This window comes from Corallococcus sp. CA053C (assembly GCF_003611675.1).
Classification (GTDB): Bacteria; Myxococcota; Myxococcia; order Myxococcales; family Myxococcaceae; genus Corallococcus.
The window spans coordinates 1-7606 of record NZ_RAWA01000448.1; the positions used below are offsets into that span (position 1 = coordinate 1).

Annotated in this window: 2 protein-coding genes; both read right to left on the minus strand. The window is 70.3% G+C overall.

Annotation, left to right across the window (positions count from 1 at the left end; genetic code table 11):
• The coding region (locus tag D7V97_RS36850; protein WP_120615294.1) for an amino acid adenylation domain-containing protein at positions 1–2668 on the minus strand (2668 nt) is incomplete at its 3' end.
• A gap of 475 nt (positions 2669–3143) precedes the next feature.
• Positions 3144–7606, minus strand: a 4463-nt coding sequence (locus tag D7V97_RS36855; protein WP_147445126.1) for a non-ribosomal peptide synthetase, incomplete at its 5' end; no start/stop codon positions are given.

The following is a 7606-nucleotide window of genomic DNA, read 5'->3' on the forward strand; positions in this document are numbered from 1 at the left end:
CGACAAACTCCAGCGTCCCGTCCTGGCGCCAGCGCACCACGTCGCCCGTGCGGTACAGCCGGGCGCCTGCCTCTGCCGAGAAGGCATCCGGCACGAAGCGCTCGGCCGTGAGGCCCGCGCGGCCCGCGTAGCCCCGCGCCACGCCGACGCCGCCCACGTAGAGTTCGCCCCGCACGCCCACCGGCACGGGCTCGCCGCGCGGGTCCAGCACGTAGGCGCGCACGTTCGCCAGCGGCCGGCCAATGGACGGCACGCCCCCATCCGCCACCACCTCACCGAGCGTCGCCACCACCGTGGCTTCGGTGGGGCCGTACGTGTTGAGGAGACGGCGTCCCGGGGCCCAGCGTGCGACGACATCCGCGGGCAGGGCTTCGCCGCCGGAGATGACGGTGCGCACTTCGGGCAGTCCGTCCGAAGGCGTGGCCGCGAGCGCGGCGGGGGTGAGGCTGATGACGGTGAGGCCCTGCTCGCGCAGCAGCATGGGCAGCGGCGCACCGGGCATCAGCTTGTCCAGAGGGGCCAGCACCAACGTGGCGCCGTTGCAGAGGGTGGTGAAAATCTCCTCCACGGAGAGGTCGAAGCTGAGGCTCGCGAACTGCAGCACGCGACTGCCCGGGCCGATGCCGTACGCCACCGCCTCGTGCGTGACGAGGTTGGCGACGCTGCGGTGCTCCACGGCGGTGCCCTTGGGGGTGCCGGTGCTGCCAGAGGTATAGAGCAGGTACGCCAGGTGCGCGGGCGTCACGCCCGTCCACGGAGCATCAACCGGCTCTCCCGCCAGGGCCTCGCGCTCGGAGTCCAGGCACAGCGCACGGGACTGGTGTGCCTGCGGGAAGCGCTCCACCAGCACGCGCTGGGTGACGAGCACCTCGGCGTCGCTGTCCTCCAGCATGAAGGCCAGGCGCTCGCGCGGCAGCAGCGGATCCACGGGCACCCAGGCACCACCGGCCTTGAGGATGCCGAGCAGGCCGATGACGATGTCCAGCGAGCGCTCCACGCTGAGGGCGACCCGCACCTCGGGCCGGACGCCCCGGCGGCGCAGGGCGTGCGCGAGTTGGTTGGCGCGCGCATCCAGCTCCGCGTACGTCAGGCGCGTCCCTTCGAAGACGGCGGCGAGCGCGTCCGGCGCGCGGCGCGCCTGGGCCTCGAAGAGCGAGTGCATGCACGCCTCCGGGAAGGGCGCGCGCGTCGCATTCCACTCCACGAGCACCTGCTGGCGCTCGGCGTCGGTCCACAGCGGGAGCCGCGTGGCCGTCTCGTCCGGACGGGCGACCGCACCCTCCAGCAGCACGCGCAGATGCTCGGCCATGCGCGCCACGGTGGGCGCGGTGTAGAGATCGGTGGCGTATTCCAGGTAGCCCTTGAGGCCCTGCTCCGTCTCCAGCACCTGGAGCGTCAGGTCGAACTTCGCCGTGTGCGTGTCGAGTTCCAGCGCCTCCAGCTTCACGCCTTCCACGATGGCCGCGCCCCGGAAGGACGCCTGGAACGTGAGCATCACCTGGAAGAACGGCGTGCGTCCCTGAATGCGCTCCGGGCGCAGCTCCTCCACGAGCCGCTCGATGGGCAGATCCTGGTGCTCCTGGGCCCCCAACACCGTCTCCCGCACCTGACGCAGAATTGAACGGAAGCTCGCGGTGCCCTCCACCTGCGTGCGCAGCACCTGCGCGTTGACGAAGAGGCCGATGAGCCCCTCCACCTCCCCACGCGTCCGGCCCGCCATGGGCGAGCCCACCGTCACGTCCTCCTGGCCCGCGTACCGCGACATCAACACCTGCCAACCCGCCAGCAGCACCATGAAGAGCGAGGCGCCTTCCTGCTGCGCCAGCGTCTTCATCGCGTCCATCAGCTCGCGCGGCAGGTGCATATCGTGTCGGGCTCCCCGTCCATCGCGGATCGCGGGGCGGGGCAGGTCGGTGGGCAGCTCCAGCGCGGAGGGCACTCCGGCCAGTTGCTGCTTCCAGTAACCGAGTTGCTTCTCCAGGCGCGGGCCCTGGAGCCACTCGCGCTGCCACACGCCGAAGTCGGCGTACTGCACGCCCAGCTCCGGCAGGGCCGCGGGCACTCCGCGTGCGAACGCGCCGTAGAGCAGCGCCACTTCGCGCACCAGCAGCGTCATCGACCAGCCGTCGGAGATGATGTGGTGCAGCACCACCACGAGCAGGTGCTCCGTTGGTCCGGACGTCAGCAGCAGTGCGCGCAGCAGCGGACCCCGGGCGAGGTCGAAGGGGCGGGCCGCCGCTTCGCGCGCCAGGCGCCACGCTTCGTGCGGCGTCGCGCCCGTGAGGTCCCGCCGCTCCAGCGTGAGCACCGGTTCGGGAGCGATCACCAGGACGGGGCCGGAGGCGTCTTCACGGAAGGTGGTGCGCAGCACCTCGTGCCGACGCACCACCTCGCGCAGTGAGCGCTCCAGCAGGTCCACCGCCAGCGGGCCCTCCAGGCGCACCGCCATGGGTACGTTGAACAGGGGGCTGCCCGGTTCGAGCTGATCGATGAACCACAGCCGCTGCTGTGCGAACGACAGCGGCAGCGGGCGCGAGCGGTCCTGGAGCGGAATGAGGCCGCGCGCCGTGTTCCCAGGGGCCGCCTTCTGCGCGGCCATCTTCTTCAGAAGCTCCGCGCGTCTTTCCGGTGAGAGGTTCGCGATCCGCTTCGACAGCTCGTTGCTCATCTCATGTACTCCGCACTCGGGAACGCCACGCGCGAGCGACACCCAGGGCGATGGGCTCGCGAGAACTGCGACCTGCTTCATTTGCCGGTTTGACGCCCTGCGCCGCTCTCCCGGGAGAGACGCGAGGGTGGGTCAAATTCACGGTGATTAGATTATTCCGTCGGCGAGCGGCCTGTCATGGGGGCGTCTTGAGGCCTGCTCGAATGAATCCAGGTATTTGCTGGATTGCTCTGGTTTCCCGAAGGCAGGGACGGAAGGACGTCGAGTGTCGTCCCGAGTGAGGGCGGCTCCCTGGGTCGCCGCCTCGAATGAGGGGGGAGCGGCTGATCCTGGCGTGCCAGCACGGCCTGCTCTGGGTGCCCTGGAGAACGCCCAGGCTGAGCCCGAGCCAGGGCGCCATGAGGACGGGGCGGCCAGGTTGGGAAGGAGGGCCCTCCACCTGGCTCCGCCCCGTGCCTCCAGAGGCAGGACGGGATCAGCTTCCCGTGGCCCCTCGCGGTTCGATGCCCTCCACCCGGGCGAGGGCTTCGCGCAGGCGTTGGACGAGGGGCTCGAGGTGCGGGTCCTGCATCAGCGCATGGTGGCTGCCAGGGACGTCGAGCACTTCCAGGCCGCCGCGCACCAGGCCCTCCCAGCCGCGGTGGCGAGGCAGGGGGGCGACGGACTCGCTGGCGCTCAGCAGCAGGGCGGTGCCGTCATAGGGCTTGGGCACGTAGTGCTCCAGGGCGAGCAGGTTGGCCTGGAAGACGCGGAAGAGGGCGCGCAACTGGGCGGGGCCCGAGTGGGTGTCGAGGATGCGGGCGCGGAGGCCTTCCTCCAGCAGGGCGCCGAGCATCGCGTCGTCGTCACCCTGGGCGAGTGCATCGTCCGTGAGTGTGGGCGCCTGGCCGAAGGCGGACGCCGTGGCGTGGGCGAAGGCGATGCGGGCCCTGGCGTGGGCGGAGTACTCCGAGGAGGGCTTCGTCAGGCCGGGGACGTGCGCGTCCACGAGGGCGAGCAGGTCCACCGCCTCGCCTTCCTCGCGCAGTCGTCGGGCCATCTCGTAGGCGACGACGCCGCCCATGGACCAGCCTCCGAGGAGGTAGGGCCCCCGCGGCTGCACCGTGCGCAGGCCGTCGAGGTAGAGGGCCGCCATCTCCTCGATGGTTTGCGCGACGGGGCGTCCGTCGAGGCCTCGGGACTGGAGGCCGTAGACGGGCTGGGAGGGCCCCAACCGCCGTGCCAGCTCTCCGTAGGCGAGGACGTTGCCGCCACCCGGGTGGACGAAGAAGAGGGGGCGTCGTCCCGGCTCGCCCTTCTCCAGGGGCACCAGGGGCGTCCACTCCTGGGCCTCCTCGCGCAGCACCCTGGCGAGGTGCTCGATGGTGGGCTGCTGGAAGAGGACGGAGAGGGGAAGGCTCTGGCCGAGGCGCTCGCGCACGGCGGCCACCATGCGCACGGCGAGCAGGGAGTGGCCGCCCAAGTCGAAGAAGCTGGTGCGCACGCCCACGGAGCGAAGGCCCAGGACGTCCTCCCAGATGCGGGCGAGCTGCATCTCCAGCGCGTCGCGCGGGGCGACGAAGTCCTTCGCTTCGGCTTCGCGCGAGTCCACTTCCGGCAGGGCCTTGCGGTCCACCTTGCCGTTGGCGTTGAGGGGCAGGGCCTCCAACACCCGCAACACGGAAGGCACCATGTACTCGGGCAGGTGCTGCTTGAGGTGTGCCTTGAGCTCGCCCGTGTCCAGCGAGTGTCCTTCGAGCGCGGTGATGTAGCCGACGAGGCGCTTGTCTCCGTCGCTTCCACGCGCGACGACGACGGCCTCGTTGACGCCGGGGGCACTGCGCAGGGCGGCTTCGACTTCACCCAACTCGATGCGGAAGCCGCGCACCTTCACCTGGAAGTCGACGCGGCCGAGGAAGTCGAGCGTGCCGTCCTCCAACCAGCGCGCCTTGTCGCCCGTGCGGTAGAGGCGCTCACCGGCCGTGGTGGCGAACGGGTGGGGAATGAAGCGCTCCGCGGTGAGGTCGGGGCGGTGCAGGTAGCCCCAGGCGAGGCCGGGGCCACCGACGTAGACCTCCCCCGCGACGCCCACGGGCACTGGACGCAGGTGCGCGTCCAGCACGTAGGCCGTGGCGTTGGAGATGGGGCGGCCGATGGAGACGGAGCCATCCACCACTGTCTTGCGGTGCAGAGACAGCGTGGTGGAGAAGGTCGTGTTCTCCGTGGGGCCGTAGCCGTTGATGAGAACGGCGCCTTCCGGAAGCCGCGCCAGATGCTCGCGCACCCGGGTGGTGGGAAGCACGTCGCCACCGGCCAGGAGTTGCCGCACGTTGGCGATCGCTTCTGATTGATGCACGGCCATCTGCTCGAAGAGGGCCGCCGTCAGCCACAGCGACGTCACGCGGTGGTGACGCAGCTGCACGGCCAACTCCTCCAGCGTGAGGGCATGGGGCGGAGCGAGGACGAGCTTCGCGCCATGCAGCAGCGCGCCCCAGATTTCGAGGGTGGACGCGTCGAACGCGACGGGGGCGAACTGGAGCCAGACCTCTTCCGGCCCGAAGCGCATGAAGGTGCTGCTGAGCACCAGGCGGGTGATGCCCCGGTGGGGCACGCAGACGCCCTTGGGCCGACCCGTGGAGCCGGAGGTGAACATGACGTAGGCGAGCGACTCGCCGTCCACGTACACGTCCGGCGCATGCGTGGGCAGGCTCGCGAGAACGTCCTGCTGCGCGTCCAACCAGACACGGGTGCCAGTGGCGGGCAGCAGGTGCGCGAAGGGCTGGTGCGTGAGGACCACCTCCACATCCGAGTCCTCCAAGAGCGCGGCGATGCGGTCCACCGGGGCATTGCGATCCACGGGGACGAAGGCAGCACCGGCCTTGAGGATGGCAAGGAGCGCGACCACCAGGTCGAAAGAGCGCTCGAGGGCGAGGCCGACGCGGGCGCCGGGAGTGATGCCGAGGGCGCGCAGGTGGTGGGCCAGTTGGTTGGCGCGGGCGTCCAGTTGGGCGTACGTGAGCGTGGCTTCGCCCAGGACGAGGGCCACGGCGTCGGGAGTTTGCCGGGCCTGGTGGGCGAAGTAGACGTGGACAGGGACGCTGGTGGGGCTCTCCGTCGCGGTGTCATTCCAGCCGACGAGCAGGCGCTGACGCTCATCAGCTCCCAGCAGGGGCAGCTCGGCCACGGACTGCTCGGGCTTCGCGGCCACGGCTTCGAGCAGCGTGCGCAGGTGGGTGGCCATCCGCTCCACGGTGCTCCGCTCGAACAGGGCGGTGCTGTACTCCAGCACGCCCTGCAATCCGTCCGGCGTCTCCGAGAAGAAGGCGCTCAGGTCGAACTTCGACGTCGTGTGCTCGGAGGAGAGGCCCTGCAGGCGCAGGCCCGGCAGCCGTACGTCCTCGGTGGGGACGTTCTGGAGCGTCAGCAGCGTCTGGAAGAGTGGCGTGTGGCTCAAGCTGCGCGTGGGGTGCAGCACCTCCACGAGCTTCTCGAAGGGCACGTCCTGGTGCTCATACGCTTCGAGCACCGTGCCGCGCACCTGCTGGAGCAGCGCACGGAAGGACTGGCCGTCTTCCACCTTCGCGCGCAGCACGAGCGTGTTGACGAAGAAGCCGATGAGGCCTTCCGTCTCCGCCCGGGTACGGCCCGCGATGGGCGAGCCGACGGTGAGGTCCTGCTGGCCTGTGTAGCGCGAAAGCAGCGCCTGCCAGCCCGCGAGCAGCACCATGAAGAGCGAGCCGCCCTCGTGATGGCCCAGGTTCCGCAGCTTCTCACTCAACTCACGCGGAAGGGTGAAGCCGAACGTCGCGCCCGCGGTGCCGCGGACCGCCGGACGCGGCCGGTCGGTGGGCAGCTCCAGCACGGCCGGCGCACCGGAGAGCTTTCCTTCCCAGTAGGCCACTTCACGTTGCAGGGCTTCGCCGCTGAGCGTGCGACGCTGCCATGCGGCGTAGTCGGCGTACTGCACCGGCAGCTCCGGCAGGGGCGAGGACCGCCCGTCGGCGAACGCGGCGTAGAGCGCGCTCACCTCTCGCACCAGCACTCCGAGGGACCAGCCGTCGGAGATGATGTGGTGCATGTTGACGACGAGGATGTGCTCATGCTCATCCAGCTTGAAGAGCAGCGTGCGCACGAGCGGACCGGTGCGCAGGTCGAAGGGCCTGCGCATTTCCTGCTCCATCCGCACTCGCGCTTCGGCCTCCCGCTGTGTTGCCTCCACGCCCGTGAGGTCCACGAGCCCCAGGGGTAGGACGACTTCAGGATGGATGATCTGGACGGGCTCGCCATCCACCTGCGCGAACGTGGTGCGCAGGGCATCGTGACGACGCATGACCTCTTGCAACGCACGCTCCAACACGTCCGTGCGCAGGGCGCCGTCCAGCCGCACCGCCACGGGCATGTTGTAGAGCGGACTGTCGGGTTCGAGCTGATCAATGAGCCAGAGGCGCTGCTGCGCGAAGGACAGCGGCAGCGGGCCTTCATGCGAGACGCGCGTGAGGGCCGGGGCGCTGACTCCCATGAGGCCGGCCAGTCGACCCGCCAGTCCTTCCACCGTCGGTGACTCGAAGAGTGCGCGCAGGGGCAGCTCCACGCGGAGTTCCGCGCGCACGCGCGACACCACCTGGGTGGCGAGCAACGAGTGGCCGCCCAGCTCGAAGAAGGAATCCCGTACGCCCACCTGCGGCAGCCGAAGCACTTCAGCCCAGATGGCCGCGAGCTTCGCTTCAGTCTGCGTGCGCGGTGCGAGGTAGCTGCTCCCCGACTGGGGTGCTTCGGGCTCCGGCAGCGCCTTGCGGTCCACCTTGCCGTTGGCGTTGAGCGGCAGGGCTTCCAGCACCACCACGGTGCCGGGGACCATGTACTCGGGGAGGCCCTGACGCAGCTGTGCCTTGAGCGCTTCGGCCTCCACGGTGCCGCCGGCCTTTGGCACGACGTAGGCGACGAGGCGCTTGTCGGCGG